General features: G+C 47.5%; 9 protein-coding genes. 7 read left to right on the top strand and 2 right to left on the bottom strand.

Annotation, left to right across the window (positions count from 1 at the left end; all coding sequences use genetic code 11):
* The first annotated feature begins 167 nt into the window (after positions 1-167).
* Entirely contained in the window at positions 168-2,036 is a 1,869-nt protein-coding gene (gene mnmG, locus ABD851_RS00575) for a tRNA uridine-5-carboxymethylaminomethyl(34) synthesis enzyme MnmG (protein ID WP_344973663.1), read from the top strand.
* A 244-nt stretch (positions 2,037-2,280) separates the two neighbouring features.
* On the opposite strand, the gene ABD851_RS00570 is transcribed toward mnmG, so the two are convergent.
* Entirely contained in the window at positions 2,281-4,521 is a 2,241-nt protein-coding gene (locus tag ABD851_RS00570; protein WP_344973660.1) for a helix-turn-helix domain-containing protein, read from the bottom strand.
* A gap of 183 nt (positions 4,522-4,704) precedes the next feature.
* The gene (locus ABD851_RS00565; protein ID WP_344976405.1) at positions 4,705-4,956 is read right to left on the bottom strand and encodes a hypothetical protein; all 252 of its coding nucleotides are present in this window, start codon (positions 4,954-4,956) and stop codon (positions 4,705-4,707) included.
* Here ABD851_RS00565 and ABD851_RS00560 point away from each other — a divergent pair.
* From ABD851_RS00560 to ABD851_RS00535, 6 genes are all read left to right on the top strand, one after another.
* Positions 4,924-7,242: an ABC transporter permease gene (locus ABD851_RS00560; RefSeq protein WP_344976387.1), complete on the top strand. Its 2,319-nt coding sequence runs from the start codon at positions 4,924-4,926 to the stop codon at positions 7,240-7,242. The two genes, ABD851_RS00565 and ABD851_RS00560, sit on opposite strands and share 33 nt — an antisense overlap.
* 24 nt (positions 7,243-7,266) lie before the next feature.
* A complete protein-coding gene (locus ABD851_RS00555; RefSeq protein WP_344973657.1) occupies positions 7,267-9,645 on the top strand; it encodes an ABC transporter permease in 2,379 nt (792 codons plus the stop codon).
* Positions 9,646-9,679: 34 nt separating this feature from the next.
* Entirely contained in the window at positions 9,680-12,082 is a 2,403-nt protein-coding gene (locus ABD851_RS00550) for an ABC transporter permease (protein WP_344973654.1), read from the top strand.
* Positions 12,083-12,143: 61 nt separating this feature from the next.
* Positions 12,144-14,504: an ABC transporter permease gene (locus ABD851_RS00545; RefSeq protein ID WP_344973651.1), complete on the top strand. Its 2,361-nt coding sequence runs from the start codon at positions 12,144-12,146 to the stop codon at positions 14,502-14,504.
* Positions 14,505-14,568: 64 nt separating this feature from the next.
* Positions 14,569-17,004 carry an ABC transporter permease gene (locus ABD851_RS00540; protein WP_344973649.1) on the top strand — a complete coding sequence of 812 codons (2,436 nt, stop codon included), beginning with the start codon at positions 14,569-14,571 and terminating at the stop codon, positions 17,002-17,004.
* A gap of 85 nt (positions 17,005-17,089) precedes the next feature.
* The gene (locus tag ABD851_RS00535; RefSeq protein WP_344973646.1) at positions 17,090-19,483 is read left to right on the top strand and encodes an ABC transporter permease; all 2,394 of its coding nucleotides are present in this window, start codon (positions 17,090-17,092) and stop codon (positions 19,481-19,483) included.
* Position 19,484: the final 1 nt, after the last annotated feature.

Raw genomic sequence — 19,484 nt, 5'->3', positions numbered from 1 at the left:
AACCGTTTTGGAGGTCAAGGCCTTTCTGAATTGCCTTTCACCTTTCACCCTGTTTCACGTGGAACAAACCTTTTCGTTTCTCCACGCAGGATGCTTCTCAGAATTATCTAAAATCATCCACACTTCCCGTTAATCCGTAACTTTGCGCATATTTCAATATTTTCAAGATGTTCCCCACTTATGATGTGATCGTTGTCGGGGCCGGTCATGCCGGCTGTGAGGCTGCCGCCGCCGCTGCCAATATGGGTTCGCGCGTGCTCCTGATCACCATGAACCTGCAAACCATTGCCCAGATGAGCTGTAATCCCGCTATGGGCGGGATCGCAAAAGGACAGATCGTGCGGGAGATCGATGCCCTGGGTGGATATTCGGGAATCGTGACCGATCGCTCCATGATCCAGTTTCGCCTGCTGAACCGCTCAAAAGGACCTGCCATGTGGAGCCCCCGGGCGCAAAACGACCGGATGCTTTTCTCCTCCACCTGGCGCGAAATGTTGGAAAAAACCCCGAATCTGGATTTTTACCAGGACATGGTGTCGGGATTGTTGGTCAAAGATGGGCAGGTAACCGGCGTTAAGACCGGCATGGGACATCAAATAACGGCCCGGGCCGTAATCCTCACCAACGGTACCTTCCTCAACGGGGTCATCCATGTCGGGGAAAAGCGGTTTGGCGGAGGACGGGTGGGTGAAAAAGCCGCGACCGGCATTACCGAGCAGCTGATTGAGCTGGGTTTTGAAAGCAACCGGCTGAAAACCGGGACACCGCCCCGGGTAGACGGCCGCAGCCTCGATTATTCCAGGATGGAAATCCAGGAAGGCGATAACGAAATTACCGGCTTTTCATTTCTTCCTACCCCCAAGCCGGCCCCCGAACAGCAGCGTTGTTGCTGGATCACCTATACCGGACCGGACGTACACGAAATATTGCGTACCGGATTCGACCGTTCGCCCATGTTCCAGGGAAGGATCCAGGGAACAGGGCCGCGGTATTGCCCCAGCATAGAAGACAAGATCAACCGGTTTGCCGAGCGGGACCGCCATCAGCTCTTTGTAGAGCCGGAAGGTTGGAATACGGTGGAAATATATGTCAATGGCTTTTCGACCTCCCTGCCCGAAGAAGTCCAGTACAAAGCCCTACGGCTGGTGCCCGGCTTTGAACAGGTTCGTCTTTTCCGGCCCGGCTATGCCATAGAATACGACTACTTCCCCCCCACCCAGCTGTCGTTTTCCCTCGAAACCAAGCCGCTCAGCCATCTCTTTTTTGCCGGACAGATCAACGGCACCACCGGTTATGAGGAAGCCGCCTGCCAGGGGCTTGTTGCCGGCATCAATGCGCATCTGAAGACCAGGGAACAGGAACCCTTTGTACTGAAACGCAGCGAAGCCTATATCGGCGTGCTCATCGACGACCTGATTAACAAGGGGACCGACGAACCCTACCGTATGTTTACCTCCCGGGCCGAATACCGCACCCTCCTGCGTCAGGACAATGCCGACCTGCGGCTGACCGAACGCAGCTACCGGCTGGGGCTGGCCGGCGAGGAAAGGATGCAGCGGGTGCAGGTCAAACGGCAGGGTGTGGCCGAAGTGCGGAAACACCTTCAGGAGATCGCGCTGGAGCCCGGGGAGGTAAATGTTTTTCTCGAAGAAAATGGCTCCGCTCCCCTCCTGCAGAAACAAAAAGCCGCCCAGCTGCTGCTGCGTCCCAATATCGGATTGAAAGGGCTGGCTGCGGTGACGGGAAAATTAAAAGATCGGCTGGATAAATACGATGCGGAAATCCTGGAGCAGGCTGAAATCCAGCTGAAGTACGAAGTATATATCGAAAAAGAAGAAGAGCTCGTAAAGCGCATGAGCAGCCTGGAAGACCTGCTGATCCCGGGAAATTTCAATTACGATAAGATCAGCTCCCTCTCCATAGAAGCACGCCAGAAATTTTCACGTATCCGCCCCCGGACCCTGGGACAGGCCAGCCGGATCAGCGGGGTCAACCCCAGCGATGTGCAGATCCTCATGGTCCATATGAAAAGATGAGCGGGAGGGCATCTCAAAACCCAGAAACGCGCAACACATTGATTTATAATATGTTGTGATTGAAAAATCCAAAGCACAGAAAGGGGCCAAATTTCGCAGAACGGCCCTTGGCTGACCTCATATCTTCTCAAGCGGGTTTTGGCGCTGGAGGGGCTTTAAAATGCGTTTCTTGTTTTTTCAGAAGAGTTTTTCCACGGATGTGGAAAACCAAGGGTGCCATGGACCAGGCGGCATACTGAGCGCTTTAACGTCTCTCTGCTTTTTGCTGTTTCTCCCACTGTCTGAACAGCATGGCGGCCTTTATTTCCCCGAAGGAAAAAAGATTACCCAGCTTTTTGCGGATACCGGCGGCCCCGCCACGGGGATCTTCATTGAGCGCATTAAGTATGGTAGCGAGCTTGGCCGGCGTGACCAGCTGGTAAATGTCTATCTCCCCGGTTTCGACGAAGGTGGCCAGGTGGCCCTCGATGGTGCCGGGCGTCAGCCCCCGTTCGGTCGCTATATCTGCCACGCTTTTTCCTTCGCGGAACATTTTTAGGGAAATGCGGCGGGTGGCGCCTTTTTCCGGCTTTGATTCTTTTTCTTCGGCCGCGGGGACTTCCACCTGCGGACGTTGCAGGCCGGCCACCTGCTCCATCAGCTGCGGCAGCTGAAAAGACCGGCGCAGGCCTTCCGTAACGGCGATGGCCTGCAGCACCTGTTGTTTTTTCCGTTCGAAGACGAGCAGCAGATCCTGTAAGAGCGTCAGCCGTTTTTTGGCCCGGGCTTTTGTTTTTATAAGATTTATATAAGCGCGTGTCGGCCCGGTCAGTTTCTCCTCCAGCTGCTCCGCAAACCAGCGCGCTGCCTTTTCTGTACGGGTGTGCAGCTGCTCGTAATCATCCGGTTCCGCTTGTTCAAGAAGACCTTCCAGCTGTCCGCGGAATTTTTCCGCAACTTGCAGCTGCTCGCTTGCCGCCCTGTTGATGCCGGCGTACCATACGGCATCTTCCGGGCCGCTGCTTTTTCCGCGGCGGTTGGCCGCCGGAAAAGCGCGTGTCTTTTCGGCAAGCTTCTCCCAGTCAAAAGCCTGCAGCAGGGATTGTCTGACAAATGCCCGCTGCGCCGCCTCGAGATGCCGCTGTATTTTTTCTTCCCCAAGCGCCGCCTCTGAAAAAAGACGTATGCGCGTCTCCGTTAGTATGCTTCCGGGACGGATACGTGTACGGAGCACCAATCCGTCAAGGCCTCTCAACCGGCTCAGGGCCACATACACCTGGCCCGGGGCAAAGGCGGCGCCCGCATCTATGATGGCCTTGTCGAACGTCAGGCCCTGGCTTTTATGAATGGTAATGGCCCAGGCCAGTCGAATCGGGTATTGGGTAAAGGCGCCGATCTCCTGCTCTTCGATGCGGTCGTCTTCGGCGTCGTACCCATAGCGGATATTTTTCCAGGTTTCCGGGGAAAGCTCCAGCAGGTCAGGTTCTCCCGGGAAAGCGATATGCAGCTTTTTTCCTTTTTCGTCTATTTTCCGCAGCACGCCGATCTTCCCGTTAAAAAAGCGCCGCTTCTCTCCCTTATCGTTTTTGATGAACATGACCTGCGCCCCGGTCTTTAACCGGAGCTCGCGTTCTGTCGGATAAGCCTGTTCCGGAAAATCGCCTTCGATGACGGCTTCCGGCCGGTAGACTTTGCCGGGAAGCCGGGCCAGCTGCTCCCGGTTGATGGCGTCGGCAATATAATTATGCGAGGCCAACGTGATGAAGCCGTCGTCTTCGCGTGGACTGAAGTCCGGGCGATAATGCTCATCGAGCAGGTCCAGGTCATCCTGCGTGCAGCAATTGTTCCGTACATTGTTCAGACACCGGATAAAAAGGGGGTCCTGCTGACGGTAGATATGCTGCAGCTCCAGGCAGACGGGCGGCGCCTCCCGGATTACCTCGGCGTCAAAAAAGAAAGGACTCAGGTAGGTATTCCGCATCAGGCTCCGCTCCGTATCTTTTACCACCGGCGGCAGCTGGAAAAGATCCCCGATATACAACAGCTGTATCCCGCCGAAGGGCGTTTCCGGGCGGCGGCGTATGGCGCGCAGCACTGCATCCATGGCATCCAGCACATCGGCCCGCACCATCGAGATTTCGTCGATGATGAGCAGGTCCAGCTCGCGGATCAGCTCGCGCTTTGCCGCGCTCAGCCGCAGTTGGGAGAGCAGCTGATTTTTATTGTAAACCTTGTTGTCGGTATTCCCCCAGGCGCCGGGATAGTCGGGAAGATAGAGGCCGAAAGGCAGCTGAAAAAAAGAATGGATCGTTACTCCGCCCGCGTTGATGGCCGCTACGCCGGTAGGCGCCACCACGGCCAGCTTTTTAAAGCAATTTTCCCGGATGTATTTCAAAAAAGTGGTTTTTCCCGTTCCGGCTTTTCCCGTCAGAAACAGATGTTCCCCTGTCTGGGTAACGAAGGCCACAGCCTGCTGAAAAAGTGTATTGGAAGGGTCTGTCTGCATAAGCGTGCGGGATATAGGGTTACAAAACTACCGTATATATTTCGATTGCGAAAATTGATTTATTAATAAATAACATAACATAAAATCTTAAAATCACTTTGTTTTTTATGGGCGATTTTTATCCTGCCTTTGTATCAAAACCGGACACCTGCTGTATCGGAACCGGACAGGTGCGGATAAAAACTATAGCATATGCATTTGATTACCAGATAAAAAAAGGGTTGGCATATTGTTTAATGCTATTTCCCGGATATTGTCCCCAGCCATATTGCGTCTAAATACCGGATCATGTTCAGAAACTATTTCAAAACCGCCTGGCGGAACCTGATCAAGAATAAAATCAATTCGGCGATCAACATTACCGGACTGGCTATCGGCCTTGCCTGCTTTCTTCTTATAGCCTTGTATGTGGCTGATGAAATGAGTTACGATCATTTTTATCCCAATAAGGAGCGAATATACCGGGTTAATTCTGATCTGCGTTTTGGCGGTGAAAATATGAGAATGGCCCAAACGTCAGACATGATGGGGCCTTTGCTGAAAAAAGACTATCCGCAGGTGGAGCAATATACCCGCATATATACGAATGACGGATCCAGGCTTATAAAAAGAGGCGATGATTATATAAATGAAGAAGAGGTTGCCAGCGTGGATTCCACCTTCTTTGATGTATTTCAACTGCCGGTAATCTCCGGTGATATCAGGCATGCCCTTGATGCACCCAATACGGTTGTGCTTACGGCTACCGCCGCCGAAAAGTATTTTGGCAATAAGGATGCTTTGGGAAAAAGCATACAGGTGAAGTACGGCGCATCGGTCCGGCCCTTTAAAATAACGGCGATAGTTAAAGATATTCCGGCAAACAGTCATTTTCATTTTGATTTTTTCTTCAGCATGAAAAATGTGGATTATAACTGGGGAGCGGTGACCAGCCATAATTTTTATACCTATCTCCTGCTGAAAAAGGGTACGGATTACAAAGCTTTCGAAAAGAACTTTCCGGATTATATTAAAAAACATGTGGTGCCGTATGCAAGCAAATATATGAGCATAAACAGCATTGAGGAGTTTGAGGGAGCCGGTAATAAAATCAGTTATTCTTTGATGCCCCTGACAGATATTCACCTGCACAGCGACCGTACGAGCGAGATCTCCCCGGGCGGCAATATCCAGTATATCTACATTTTTAGCGCCGTAGCATTATTTATCCTTATTATAGCCTGCATAAACTTCATGAATCTTACTACGGCAAGGTCTGCCGTCCGTGCAAGAGAAGTAGGCATACGAAAGGTGCTGGGGACGGAAAGAAGACAATTGGTACTTCAGTTTTTGTTGGAGTCTGTGCTGATGGTTGTGCTGGCCCTGGCGCTGGCGGTAGTCATTGATTTTTTTGCTATAAATGCGTTTAATAATCTGGCGGCAAAGCAATTGAAGATAGCCTCCCTTTTATCCCCCCGCTTTATTATCATATTGGTGTTGTTGCCTGTGGTGGTAGGGATTTTTTCGGGTAGTTATCCCGCATTTTTCCTGTCGGGGTTTAAACCCATTGAGGTATTAAAAGGCAAATTAAGAATGGGGGTAAAAAGCGGCAGTTTTCGCAACGTACTGGTTGTTTTTCAGTTTGCCACTTCTATTATACTCATTATAGCGACCATTGTAATTTACCGGCAACTGCATTATATACAGACAAAGAATATCGGCTTTACCAAAGATCAGGTGCTGGTTGTAAAAAACACGGGATCCTTGAATAGCAATGCTGAAGCATTTAAAAATGAGGTCTTAAAGCTGCCCGGAGTAAAAATGGGAACATTCAGCGGTTATCTGCCTGTTTCGGATGCGTTCAGAGGCGATAACACGTACTCCACCGAAGCCGTCATGACTTCGGAGAATGGATTTAGCATGCAGAACTGGAACGTGGATTACGATTATATATCAACCCTGGGCATGCAGATCATAAAGGGACGGGATTTTTCACGGGATTATGGTGAGGATTCAACCGGGATCATTGTAAACGAAGCGGCTGCAAAATTCCTGGGGACTAATGATCCGGTGGGGAAATCCGTTTATACGTCGGACATCGACGGGAATGTAGAAAAGTATCATGTGATAGGGGTGGTAAAAAACTTTAATTATGAATCCCTGCGCAGCAGTATAGGGCCGCTGTGTTTATTGCTAAAGCCCAGTCCTTATACCGCATCATTCAAAATAAACGCCTCAGATGTATCCGGTCTTATCAGCCGGATAAAAAGCATTTGGGGGAAATTAGCGCCCGGCATGCCATTCAGCTATCGCTTTCTTGACGACGCTTTCAATGATATGTATAAAGCAGAATCAAGAGCCGGGACTATCGCTATGCTGTTTTCCGCCCTTGCCATATTTATAGCTTGTCTGGGTCTGTTTGGCCTGGCCATGTTCGTGGTTGAGCAGAGGACCAAGGAGATCGGTATCCGTAAAGTGTTGGGTGCAAGTAATACGGGTATAATGCAATTATTAAGTAAAGACTTTATAAAGCTCGTCTTTATTGCGTTTGTTATAGCGGCCCCGGCCGGCTGGTTTGTCATGAACCGGTGGCTGCAGGATTTTGCTTACAGAACGAATATAACATGGTGGACATTTGCCCTGGCAGGTGGATCGGCCTTAATGATTGCATTGTTTACCGTGAGTTTTCAATCTGTCAAAGCCGCCGTGGCAAATCCGGTGAAGAGCCTGAGAATAGAGTAAAGGATCGCCCAAAGCTGAAAAATCATGCTCAGAAACTATTTCAAGACTGCACTCCGACAGCTTTGGAAAAGCAAGCTGTTTACTGCGGTTAATCTCATCGGTTTGTCTGTGGGGCTGGCCAGTATTATGGCTTTGCTTATCGGCGTATATATGTACTATACGACCGACAACATGCACAAGGATAAAAACAGAATGTATTTCCTGAAAACGATCGACAAGACCGGGGAGAAAGGGTATACGCTTACCACTTATCCCCTGCTGGGAGAGATTTTGAGAACCTGCCCCGAAGTAGAAGCGGCCACACATATCCAGCAATGGTATTCTCCCTGGCTCAAAAACGGCGACAAGGAACTTCAGGAGAACACTTTTTTTGTAGATACCGGGTTTTTTAAGGTTTTCTCTTTCCCCTTAAAATACGGCAATCCGGAAATTGCCCTAAAGGAAAAATATTCGGTAGTCCTTTCTGATAAAACGGCAAGAGGCCTATTTGGAAACATAAATCCTGTAGGAAAGGTTATTTATGCGGACGATACGGCTCAATTAACGGTAACGGGTGTACTTGAGCCGATTCCTGCCAACTCTACCCTCCGCGCCGATGTTTTTCTGACCACCGCATTTCTGAAAAATGATAAAGACTTTTCCGGCGCGGCCAACTGGTATAATGGTTTTGCCGTCAATTTTTTGAAGTTAAAACCAGGTGCCAGCATTCCGCTATTCAATACAAAAATTGATAAGCTGGTAAAGCTGAACTACGATAAATCAAGAAATACCGATATCGTAAAAGCTTTTCCCTTTGCAAAATTCAAAGACGAAGGTGACGCGATAACCAAAATCATCATCAAAGGATCTATTGCCACTGCGGGATTCATATTGCTTATTGTTTTGGTTAACCTCATTAACCTGAATGCGGCAGCTATGTATACGCGTGTAAAGGAAGTGGCAGTAAGGAAGATCATAGGCAGCAGCAGGAAAAAGATCATTATACAATTTTGTATAGAAAACGGTATCCTGGTTTTGATCTCCCTTATGTTGGCTGCATTGCTATTTCTGTATGTGCTGCTGCCCCTGTTAAATAAGGTTTACGGCAGCCGGTTTCCCGACATGGCTTTGAATCTGCGGGAAGATTATCCTTTCGTTTTGTCCATTTTCGCGATGGGGATTGTGGTGGCGGTTGCTGCCGGAACGCTGCCGGTAATAAGATTAATTTCGCTCCCGGTAGCCGATGCCGTAAAGGGCCGGTTGCTAAAAGCGGGCAGCAGCAAATATTTGAGAAATGTCTTTATTACCGTTCAATTTGCCCTTGCTGTTGTTTTTATCTGTATTACGGTCATTCTCAATCGTCAGATTGATTATATGAAAAATGCTTCGCTGGGCTTTGATAAAGACCATACTGTGACCGCGAGCCTTGACCTTTCTTTTAAAGACCCTAAAGCCGACTCCTCTTATTTTTCCATGGTATTAAATGAGCTGAAAAGCAATCCTGACATTAAGGGCATTTCTACCAGCAGCGTAATACCTACTGCTTACGATGATAACTATAATACTTATTACGACCCCGCTACAAATAAAGAAGTAAGTATGCGTCATGCCGGTGTGGATGCAGGCTATATTACCACCTTCGGCATTTCGCTGGTTGAAGGGAGGAATTTTAATGATGATTTGGCGGCTTCCGAAAAATCTTCACTGATGATTAACCGCAAGGCCATGCAGGCGCTGGGCTGGACAAGCATTGAAGGAAAACAGCTGAAACAGCGAGGCGACAATACGACTTACAAGGTGGTAGGCGTAATGGAGAACTTTAATTACCAGAATATGCAAAGTGGCATAGAACCTGTCCTTCATTGGTACACGGGCAAGCCCGGCCTTTTTAATAATTATCTTTCCCTGAATATCCGCGGTCATAAGAAGGCAATAATGACGAAGCTCGAGCATTATTTTAGATCGATGCCCTCGCGCAGGACATTTGCCTACGATTATATGGACGAACGGGTCAGCAATCAGTACAAGTTGATAGATGGTGTTTTGAAGATTACCAATTTTGTGGCGCTGCTTACCATCATTGTTTCCTGCATGGGCATGTTCGGGCTTATTTCCCTGTTTGCCAAACAGCGGGTAAAGGAGATCGGCGTACGCAAAGCGCTGGGCGCAACGGTTTCGGGTATCGTGATGCTGCTGTCAAAAGACTTTATCCTGTTTGTAGGCATAGCATGCCTGATCGCTTTTCCCGTGGCATGGTGGGCCATGAACGCATGGTTACAGGATTTTGCAAACCATATAACCATACACTTGTGGATGTTTGCGATCTCGGGAATTATTGCTGTTGTGATAGCGGCGCTTACCGTAAGCATCCAGGCCTTAAAGGCAGCGGTGGCCAATCCGGTGAAGAGCCTGCGGACGGAATAGCATTCAGGACGTTTTCGACTTATAACACCTCTTTATGATAAAGAACTATTTAAAAACGGCAATAAGGAACCTGTCCAGGTACAAAGGCAATGCCGTTATCAACATAGCCGGATTAATGGTGGGCTTTGCCGCGTTCCTGCTCATCTTTCTGCTCGTTCAGTATGAAAAGAGTTTCGACAGCTTTCATAGAAACAGAAGCGCTATTTATCGCGTAGTCCGGATAGGTAAAAACCCCGTTAACCCGGAATACAGGACGGGTGTACCCTTCCCCGTAACCAATACGCTGCGGACAGATTTTCCCCAGTTAACCAAGACTGCTGCAATATGGGCAGACGGCGATGTGCAAGTAAATATAAAAGCGCCGGATGGCACAGTTCTGAAAAAGTTCAAGGAACCGGACGGCGTTTTTTTTGCCGAGCCACAGTTTTTTCAGATGTTCGATTTCAGCCTGGCTGAAGGCAATATCAGGCAGGCCATCAATGAACCCTACACCGTTTTGCTGACGAAGGAGAGCGCCATAAAATATTTCGGCGACTGGAGGAATGTAACCGGCAAAACAATTAACATGGACAAGGTAGATCTGAAGATTACCGGCATCCTGAACGATCCTCCCTCCAACACCGATTTTCAGCTAAAAGCAGTAGTGTCTTATGCCACGCTGAAAAACTATGTGGACATGCATAATTGGAACCGCATTTCTGACGATAATTATTGCTTTATACAGCTGAATACTAAAATATCCCGGGAGCAGTTCGATAAGCGTTTGGCTGGATTCACAGAGACCTACATAGCTCCGAACAACCCCGGATACCGGCTTTCCCTTCAGCCATTGAATGAAATGCATTATGACGGGCGTTATGGCAATTTCAGCGGACGCACCTTCAGCAAGGACCTGGTCCTTGCGCTGGAGCTGATCGGTCTGTTTTTGCTGATCATTGCCTGTGTGAATTTTATCAATATTACGACAGCACAGTCGGTTACCCGTTCCCGCGAAGTCGGTGTGCGGAAAGTATTAGGCGGAAAACGGACCCAGATCGTATTTCAGTTTTTGGGAGAGACCGGCATTATCACCCTGCTCTCCCTGATCGGCGCTGTGATCATTGTGCTGGTCTGTATTCCCCTCTTAAATAACCTCCTCGATATTCATTTGTCCGCTTCCATGTTAACCCGGGCAAAGTTCATCGGGTTTATGCTTTGTGTATTCTTATCGGTGACATTCCTTTCGGGATTTTATCCCGCCCTGGTTTTGTCGGGATTTAAACCCGGAAATGTACTGAAAGGCAGTCTCGTTACCCGTCATCAGAAGGGTATCTCTTTAAGGAGGGGCCTGGTGGTCTTACAATTTGTAATTGCGCAGGCGCTCATTATCGGAACACTGGTGGTATCCTCCCAGATGAATTATTTCCGTAACGCCGATCTGGGGTTCAGGAAAAGCGCTGTCCTGAATGCCAGCTTTCCGGACGATAGCCTGGGCCTGGCCAGGGCAGATTTTCTCCGGAATGAATTATTGAATGTCCCGGGAATCGAGGCGGTGAGTTTCAGCTCAGCTCCGCCTTCGGGAAGCGGGGGCTGGTATACCGACCTGCGAACGCTAACCAATTATAGCAAAGAGCCGGATATGGTTGTCGCCATGAAGCCGGCGGATACCAATTATTTCAATATATATCGGTTCCAGCTTGTAGCGGGAAGAAGGTATTTCCCCTCAGATACGATCCGGGAATTTGTGGTCAACGAAGCCGTAGTGCGGGGGCTGGGCATTTCGGATCCTGCGGACGCCATCGGAAAAATGGTTAACGTGAACGGAAAGATCTCTCCCATAGTGGGGGTGGTGAAAGATTTTCATACGAACTCTCTGCGCGATCCTATTAATGCGGTAGTGATGACCACGATAAGGTCGGAATATGGCCTGGCCAATGTTAAAATAGATATGAAGAAAGCCACCCCCGTCATTGCTGCCATGGAGCGGATCTGGAACAAAGACTTCCCGGACTATTTTTTTGAATATAATTTCCTGGATCAGTCTATCGCTAATTATTACAAGCAGGAAAATCAGCTGTCGCAGCTGTATAAGATATTCTCGATTATCGCCATTTTCATTTCCTGTCTGGGGCTGTATGGCTTGATTTCGTTTATCGCGGTGCAACGAAAAAAGGAGATCGGTATCCGCAAGGTGCTCGGGGCGGCAGTACGGGACATTGTTATTATGCTGTCACGGGAGCTGACGGTGCTGATCGTTGCGGCCTTTCTTATTGCATCTCCTGTCGCCTGGTATTTTATGCACCAATGGCTGCAGCAATATACCTATCGTATTTCAATCGGCGCGGGATTTTTTGTTGCCACAGTGCTTTGCGCGCTATGTGTGGCCTGGGTTACAGTAGGATATACCGCGATAAGGGCCGCCACGGCCAACCCGGTGAAGAGTTTGAGGACGGAGTGATGCTAATAAAAAGGAGAAAATGTCATTATGATAAGGAATAAGGGAGACTTAAAATGTTTTTATGTTTAAAAATTATTTCAAAACGGCCCGGCGGAATTTATTGCGGAACAAGAGCGTTACCCTCATCAACCTGCTGGGTCTGACGACCGGCATCATCTGTACCATTTTAATTTTACTTTGGGTTCGGGACGAGCTCCGGTATGACAAATTTCATAAAAACTATGATCATATTGCTGTGGTTATAGCCAATCGTGATTTTAAAAACCGGGTATTTACCGATTATAATATGGTACTACCGCTTGCGGGTGCATTGGAGAACGCCAGCCCGCTGATCAGCAATGCGGTGGTGACCACGCAGAATTATAATCTGACGCTGCGGTACAAGGATGTTCTGCTTCAAAAAAACGGCTATACGGCGAGCGGTCATTTTTTCGATATGTTTACGTGGAAATTTATAGAAGGCAGTCCTGCCCGTGCAATTCAGGATCCTTATTCTATTGTATTGACACAGTCTGCAGCCAAGGCAATATTTGGCGACAAAGATCCCATTAATCAGACAATGCGTGTTGTAGAAGAGAACCGCGATGTAAAAGTGACAGGAGTAGTGGCCGATCCTCCCGGAAATTCCAGTTTCCAGTTTGACTTTATACGTCCATTCAATTATGCTGACGAGAGTACCCGGCAAATGATGGACAACTGGAGCGGATCAAGATGGCGGGTATATATACAGACGGCGCCCGGCGCCGATATGCAGCAAGTTGACAAAATCATTAATACCATAAAGAAACAGCATGATCCCGGCGACAAAATCAGTACCTACTTTACATTTCCAATGAGCCGGTGGCGCTTGTACAGTGAGTTTAAAGACGGAAAGAATACCGGCGGCATGATTGAATACGTACGGCTTTTTACCATTATTGCTTTTATTATACTATTGATCGCCTGTGTAAATTTCATGAATCTTTCTACTGCCCAGTCGGAAAAGCGGTCTAAAGAGGTGGGTATCCGCAAGACACTGGGCAGCAAAAAGGGGTCTCTTATGTTGCAGTTTTTTGCCGAATCCACGCTCCTGGTGCTGACCGCTTTTTTATTGTCGGTTTTGGGAGTGTACCTGCTGCTGCCGGCCTTCAACGCCCTGGTGGATAAAGACCTGACACTGGATATCAGTCAGCCTTATTTCTGGATAGGCTCTTTTCTCGTGATCCTGCTTACCGGCATGGTCGCCGGGAGCTATCCCGCCTTATATCTTTCGTCTTTTAAGCCGATAAAAGCATTGAAAGGAACTTTTTTTAAGGGTGCCGATGCATCTTTGCCCAGGCATTTCCTGGTCGTGGTTCAGTTTGTGATCTCTATTTTGCTTATTTCGGCTACGGGTATTGTATACCGGCAGATACAATATATAAAGAACCGCGATATGGGGTATAATGAAGATAATCTGATCATGATAACCGGGACCAGCGATACCGATAAAAATTTCGCGGCCCTGAAGCAGGATTTGCTTGGAAGCCGGTTAGTTCAGGCCGTTACCCGGTCCAGCTCCCCTATTACACAGATATGGTGGAAATCGGGAGCTCCGGACTGGAACGGTAAGCCGGCAGACCTGGATCTGATTGTTTCCGGTATACGCACCGATGTGGATTTTGCCAAAACGATGGGGATAAAAATATTGCAGGGTCATGATTTTACCGGGATGCCTTCGGATTCTGCGTCCATTTTGCTGAATCGTGCCGCAGTGGAGGCCATGAACCTGAAAAAGCCGATCGGTATGGAAATGCGTTTTGGCGATGAGAAATACAATGTGATAGGCGTTACTGAAAACGTCATTATGGAATCCCCTTATCAGCCCGTAGATCCCATGCTTACTTTTTATAATCCCCGGGACGTCGGTGTGATCAGCCTGCGTCTCAATGAAGGGGTATTGCCGCAAAAAGCCCTGCCCGTTATCTCGGCGATATTTAAAAAGTACAATCCGGCCTATCCGTTCGAATACCAGTTTGCCGATGAGGAGTACGGAGATAAATTTCTTGCAGAAGAGCTGATCGGTAAGATCACCAACATCTTTGCAGCCCTGGCTATCTTTATTTGTTGCATTGGTCTGGCCGGTCTGGCGTCATTTACCATAGAGAAACGTTTCAGGGAAATCGGCATCAGAAAGGTCCTGGGCGCAACCGTCAGGCAGATCCTGTTACTGGTATCGGGAGAGTTTATGAAGCTGGTGCTTATTTCTTTTCTTATTGCCGTACCGGTTACCTGGTGGCTCATGCATCACTGGCTGGAAAAATACACCTATCGGGTAGGTATCAGTGGGTGGATATTTGTGGCCGTGGGAGCGCTGGTTTTACTTTTGTCACTGGCGGTCGTTTGCTTGAACGCCCTTCGCGCTGCAACGGTTAGTCCTGTGAAAAGCCTTCGCACGGAGTGATCTGACGCTCAGTAACCGGTTGAGCTATACGATGTTTTAAATCGTACTATTTAATTAACATGTGATGTTTAAGACCTTTTTTATAACGCTGCTCCGTAACTTATGGCGGAACCGCCTGTTTACCCTGCTTAACGTATTTGGCTTAAGCATCTGTATTTGTGTTGCCTGGATCATTTTCCGTATGGTCAGCTATGAATACAGTTATGATAAAAAAATTCCCGGGGCGGATAACATATACCAGCTTTTTTCTACAAGTAAAACCGAACGTGGAGAAGCCGTTTACTCCGGCGCCGGAGTGCCTAAACCGGTGTACAGCGCGTTGAAAAACGAGGTGAGCGGCCTGGACCTGGTGGTGCCGATGTTTTATAAATATAACCATATGGCGCTCGTGACCCGGATGCCGGATGAGCCACCCCTGCGTATTGAGAGTAGTGATAAAGATATTCAGCTGGTGTCGACTGTGCCGGGATACTTTGAATTGCTGCATTATAAGTGGCTGGCGGGGGATAAACGCAGCGCCCTGGATGCTCCGGATAAACTGGTGCTTACAGACACGAGGGCCGGGGAATATTTTCCTGCCCTGCGCCCTGAGGAGGTGATAGGGAAAACCATTATTTATGATGATACCATCGTTCGAAGGGTTTCTGCGGTAGTGGCTCAGCTTGCTGCACCCAATAGCTTCAGTAAAGATAACAACGAGTTTATACCGATCAGTAAGGCTGATATAACCAACAGCAGCTGGGGCGCTACCAGCTCCAATGATCTTGTCTTTATCAAACCGGCCCGGAATAGCGATGTCCGGAACAGTATAAAACAGCTGAATGTCCTTAACCGGAAACATAATAAGGAGATGTTTGACCGGTATAAATATGAAAGCTGGTTTGATGTGACTGCATTGAAAGACAAGCATTTTGAAACCAACCTGAATGCGCAGACCAGAACAGCGAACAGAAAAGTATTAAACGGATTGATGATCGTCGGCGCCTTTCTTTTATTATTGGCCTGTATTAATTATATTAATCTCAGTACGGCACTTTTACCCCGCCGGTCCAGGGAGATCGGCATACGAAAGACGCTGGGGAGCTCTTCAGGACGGATCATATCAGGGTTTATCGGAGAAACATTTTTTGTAACCATCCTCGCGGCGACGCTTTCCTTCTTTTTCGTGCTGATTGCCGTAAAGGTCTTCGCTGCTTTTTTGCCCGACGGACTTTTAACCTACATGAATTACAAAGGCATGGCGCTGTTTATGCTGAGCCTTATTATCGTCGTTTCGCTGTTGTCGGGATTCTACCCTGCCTGGCTGGCTACAAAGGTTGACACGGTCAACGTTTTAAAAGGGGCTACGGAAAAAGTAATAGGAAGGAATAAGATAACTTTTAGAAAAGGGCTGGTTGTCTTCCAGTTCCTGGTCGCACAGGTCTTTATTATCGGGGCCGTCATCATTCACCGGCAGCTGCAATATGTATTGCATGCAGATCCCGGGTTCAATAAAGAAGCGGTGGTAAATGTTGATATTCCCTACCGTGTTTCCATTGATCCTAAGTATAAAGACAAGCAATTTATATTAAAGCATGAACTTGATAATAACCCCGCTGTCGCCGATGTGAGCCTGGGGAATCGTCCGATGGACAATGCTATGATCGCAAACATGTTAAGCTATTACCAGGACGGAAATGAAAATCAACAGCAGGTGCAGGTTAAGTATGGCGATACCGCATACCTTCGCTTTTATGGTTTTCATTTACTCGCCGGGCGGAATTTCAATCCTTCCGATACCATGCGCGAAGTGGTCATTAATGAAAAGGCGGTAAAGGCATATGGATTCAAGTCCCCGGAGGATGCCCTGGGGAAATTTCTGGTCGGGAAGGGAGACGATCCCCGGTATTATCCTATCGTCGGCGTTATTGCTGATTTTCATCACTTCGGCTTCCAATCGCAGATCGATCCCTTGCTCCTGACCGCTTCAAAAGACCAGCTCAGAACGTTAAACATAAAATTACCGCCTCAGTCTCAAAAATGGCATACGGCTATTCATGCAGTGGAAAAGGAATGGAAAGCCGTGTATGGCGATGTTCCGTTCTCCTATAAATTTTATGACCAAAAGATCAAAACATTGTATGAGTCGGAAAGGAAAACCCAGACGCTGGTTTCTGCCGCGACGGTCATTGCTATTTTAATAAGTTGCCTGGGATTATTTGGCCTGGCGGCTTTGACGGCATTTCAGCGAACCAAAGAAGTGGGCATCAGAAAGGTACTGGGGGCTTCCGTTTCCGGTATTGTCCGGCTGTTGTCGAAGGAATTTGTTGTGCTGGTGTTTATTTCTATTATCATCGCCACCCCTATATCCTGGTGGTTAATGAACAGGTGGCTGCAGGATTTTTCATACCGGATAGATATACAATGGTGGATGCTTCTATTTGCCGGTTTTATTGCGGTCGTAATTGCATTGCTTACGGTCAGCTTCCAGGCGATAAAGCGGCTACCGCCAACCCGGTGAATAGTCTGAGAACGGAGTGAAAAGAGGATTTCCGGCTCCCGAGTTAGAAGGGGAATTAAAAAACGAGCAGCTTAAATCTTCCTGTATGTTCAGAAGCTATTTAAAAACCGCCTGGCGGAATGTGGTAAAAAACAAATTATATGCATCCGTCAATATTCTTGGCCTGGCTGCTGGATTGGCAGGATTTATAATCATTTTGCTCTACCTTAATTATGAATTAAGCTACGACAGCTGGGACCCCTCTTTGAAGCGGGTGTATAAAATCGGGGAGCAGCGCGGCAATGATATTCTGGAGCAGACGCCTAACCCCCTGGCCGCTTTCTTAAAACAAACATTGCCCGAAGTAGAGACCGCTACCGCTATGCAGCCTGCTGGTGAATTTGAAGTGTTGCTGAGCGCAGGGGATAGAAAAATATTCCAGCAATACGGAGTAGGAGCAGATTCTAATTTTTTGAAAGTATTTCCCTACCCATTAATCGCCGGTGACGCTGCTACGGCATTGAAAAAACCCAATGCCATTATTATCAGTACAGAGCTGGCAACTAAATTATTTGGAAGCTACACCGATGCCATAGGGAAAGTAATTAAGATACATAACCAGTTGGAGAACGAAATCACCGGTGTGTTTGCGCGGCCGAAATCACCATCCCATTTTAACGCCCAATTTGTATACCGGAGCCCCTACGAAAAGATAGACATGCAATGGAGCAACGCTTCTGTACAGACATATGTTAAAACATTTAAGCCGGTAGATCTTACCGCGTTTGAAGAACAGGTTAACAGCGTATATTATAACGAGCGATTAAAAAAGGACAAGCAGTCTTTCGAAGATTACCGGAAAACCGGCCATCTGGACGGGTTATTTGCAGATGCTGTAAAAGATATTCACAATTTTCCCAAACATGGCAAAAGTAATTTCCCAACCGTATCTATACTGCTATTGCTGGCAGTGTTATTGTTGTTAGCAGGCGCTATTAATTTCAGTAATCTTTCAATTGCTTCTTCTATGCGCCGGGCAAAGGAGATCGGCGTAAGAAAAGTATTGGGATCCGGGCGAAAGCAGATTTCCGTCCAGGTAATTGCTGAGATAGCGCTGCAATGCCTGATCAGCCTGTGCCTTGCATGTATCATGGTGATAATTATTCTTCCTTATTTTAAATCTGCTTTTGATATATCCTTTGATTTTGTTGATTCAGTAAGCATTACCTCTGTTTTGCCGCAAATCATTTTTTGTATTTTGGTTGTCATCCTTATTTCCGGAATATACCCTGCCATTTTTTTATCGAGGTATAATACTATAAAGGTCTTGAAAGGGAACTATTCGACCGGACGCAGAGGCGTTTTATTGAGAAATGCCTTGATCGTTATACAATTTATTGTAGCCGCATTTTTTATTACATCTACGCTTGTAATCAAAAAGCAAATGCATTATATGCAAACCAGGGATAAAGGCTTCTCCGGAGAACAGGTGATGCGTCTGCAGACAGTGCAGCAAGTAAGAGAGGCCGGGTTTGAAGCTGCCCGTAATGAGCTGCTTTCCATTCCCGGTGTGGAATATGTTTCCAAGACGACCAATGTGCCTGGAGACGCCTTTGTCGACACCACTACAATGGTATTTAAACATGCAGGGAAAGAGTATCGGCTATCATCGGTAAAGGTCAGTGACGATTATTTCAAAACCCTTGGCATAGCGTTGGTAAAAGGAAGATTATTTAATGGCAGCTATGCTGATGAAAATACGCGGAGCGCCATAATTAATGAATCCGCGATGAGAAAATTAGGATTGAATGATCCGGTTGGGGAAACGATAACCTTTCCCTGGTGTGATTCTTTTCCGGTGCAGATTGTGGGTGTGGTAAACGATTTCAGCCTATCCGGTTTTGAACATCACATTAACCCGTCAGTATTTACGGTTAATAATAAAGCCTGTGTCTCTCAAGGCGGGGGCGCCATATTATTGAAGTTGAATAGTAAAAACTTAGCCGCTACTATTGCGGCTGTGGAAGCCAGATGGAAAAATATTGATCCTGACTTCCCCATTCGGTATACTTTTCTGGATGACAATTTTCAAAAGCTGTTTGTTTCATACAAACGCTTACAGCTAATCATAAATTTTTTCGCTATAACGGCTATCCTGATCACTTTAACCGGCTTATTCGCTTTAACTACGTATGTTGTAAATAATCGTGTTAAAGAAATCGGTATTCGCAAAGTGCTGGGCGCAAGCATACATGAGATCCATTCCTTAATAAGCAAAGAGTTTATGCAGCTGGTATTGTTGGCTGTACTAATCGCCACTCCATTGGGCTGGGTAGCTGCGGATAAGTGGTTACAGCATTTCGCTTATAAAACATCCTTAGGGTGGGGTATTTTTCTTAATGCAGCCATAATTGTTTTATTAATTGCCCTGGCTACCATGAGCATACAAATTATCAAAGCCGCAATGGCCAACCCGGTTGGCGCATTACGGAGCGAATAGC

It is taken from the genome of Compostibacter hankyongensis (genome assembly GCF_039541075.1).
Lineage (GTDB): Bacteria > Bacteroidota > Bacteroidia > Chitinophagales > Chitinophagaceae > Compostibacter > Compostibacter hankyongensis.
The sequence above is the reverse complement of the archived record's forward strand: the minus strand, read 5'-3'. Positions and strand labels throughout refer to the sequence as shown.

Excerpts from the sequence above, each read along its gene's own strand:
- mnmG (WP_344973663.1), top strand. The coding sequence starts at position 168 with ATGTTCCCCACTTATGATGTGATCGTTGTCGGGGCCGGTCATGCCGGC.
- ABD851_RS00570 (WP_344973660.1), bottom strand. The coding sequence starts at position 4,521 with ATGCAGACAGACCCTTCCAATACACTTTTTCAGCAGGCTGTGGCCTTC.
- ABD851_RS00565 (WP_344976405.1), bottom strand. The coding sequence starts at position 4,956 with ATGATCGTAACTCATTTCATCAGCCACATACAAGGCTATAAGAAGAAA.
- ABD851_RS00555 (WP_344973657.1), top strand. The coding sequence starts at position 7,267 with ATGCTCAGAAACTATTTCAAGACTGCACTCCGACAGCTTTGGAAAAGC.
- ABD851_RS00550 (WP_344973654.1), top strand. The coding sequence starts at position 9,680 with ATGATAAAGAACTATTTAAAAACGGCAATAAGGAACCTGTCCAGGTAC.
- ABD851_RS00545 (WP_344973651.1), top strand. The coding sequence starts at position 12,144 with ATGTTTAAAAATTATTTCAAAACGGCCCGGCGGAATTTATTGCGGAAC.
- ABD851_RS00540 (WP_344973649.1), top strand. The coding sequence starts at position 14,569 with ATGTTTAAGACCTTTTTTATAACGCTGCTCCGTAACTTATGGCGGAAC.
- ABD851_RS00535 (WP_344973646.1), top strand. The coding sequence starts at position 17,090 with ATGTTCAGAAGCTATTTAAAAACCGCCTGGCGGAATGTGGTAAAAAAC.